Here is a 1,147-nt window from a genome sequence, read left to right on the forward strand (position 1 = left end):
CTGGCGGGCCGCGCCGGAGGCGGCTGACTCCCGGCCCTGGGGGCCGGGGACGGCGGGGCCCTGCGCGGCGGGACTCCGGCCCGGCGGGACGCGGTCGGCGGCGGACGCGTGGCCTGCGTCTGCGGCCTCGGCGGCGTCGAGGTCCTGCGGGGCGGAGCCCCGGCCCGATGCGGCGAGTCCGCCGGCGTCGCCGAAGAACCGGGCACCGTGACCGCCCTCCCGGCCGGAGGCCTCCGAAGGGGCACCGGCCCGGTCATCGGCAGCGTCCCCACGCCGACCACCGGCGTCCCGGAAGGTCCCGTCCTCGCCCGACGGGTCCCCGCCCTCGTCGCCCGCCCCGGCCTCCGGCCGTGGCTCGTCCTCGACGGACAGCTCCCCGTCGAAGGGGTCCGGGCCCCCCGGACCCCCCGGGGGCGAGGCCCCCCGGCCCGAGGGCCCGTTGACGAGGGCCAGCGCGTCGTCGAAGTCGTCGATCACGACCGCGCCCCGGGCTCCGGCTCGGCCCGTTCCCGCGCCCAGTCCTCGGCCAGGGCCGAGATCCGGGCGGCGGCCTCGGCCGGGGCCAGCCCGGTGCGGCCGGCCGCGTAGCCGATGAGAAAGGTGGTCAACGGGGCCGCCGGGCGGGCGACGCCGTGTGCGGCGTCGCGGGCCGCGTCCAGCAGCGCCGTGGTGTCCACGTCGAGTTCCACGCCGAGTTCGGTCTTGACCGCCGCGATCCATTCCTCAAGCACCACCCCATGGTGGCCGATCCTCGCGCGGGCGGCCGCGATGTCCGGCCAGGTGTCGCAGTCGAGCGCGGCGGGCCCCGGCAGCCGGCGCAGCCGGAGCCGGCCGAGCAGGGCGCGCAGCGGGCGGCCGGCCAGGGTGTCGGGGCCGAGTTCGGCGAGGGCGGTGCGGAGCGCGTCCGCCCGGTAGACGGCGGTCAGCGGCTGGTCGCGGCCGTCGGCGTCGACGAGCAGCGCGCCGTCCGCCTCGGGCGGCAGCCCGGCGACCAGCGCGGGCAGCGTGCCCGGGTCCAGGAACGGCAGGTCGGCGGCGAGCACCGCGACCAGCGGACGGCCGGTGAGCGCGAGCCCCGCCGCCAGGGCGGGCAACGGGCCGCCGCCCGGCGGGTGTTCGCGGGTCCAGCGGACCGGACGCGCGGTGC

1 protein-coding gene and 1 pseudogene are annotated in these 1,147 nt (G+C 80.5%); both read right to left on the bottom strand.

Annotated elements, in window-relative coordinates; genetic code table 11:
• Positions 1 to 477: pseudogene (locus EBN88_RS29950) on the bottom strand (hypothetical protein); the annotation flags it as partial.
• A partial coding sequence (locus EBN88_RS29955; protein WP_122400091.1) for a DUF6457 domain-containing protein occupies positions 474 to 1,147 on the bottom strand: 674 nt, incomplete at its 5' end. The pseudogene EBN88_RS29950 and the gene EBN88_RS29955, both read right to left, overlap by 4 nt.

It is taken from the genome of Streptomyces triticirhizae (assembly GCF_003696235.1).
Lineage (GTDB): Bacteria > Actinomycetota > Actinomycetes > Streptomycetales > Streptomycetaceae > Streptomyces > Streptomyces triticirhizae.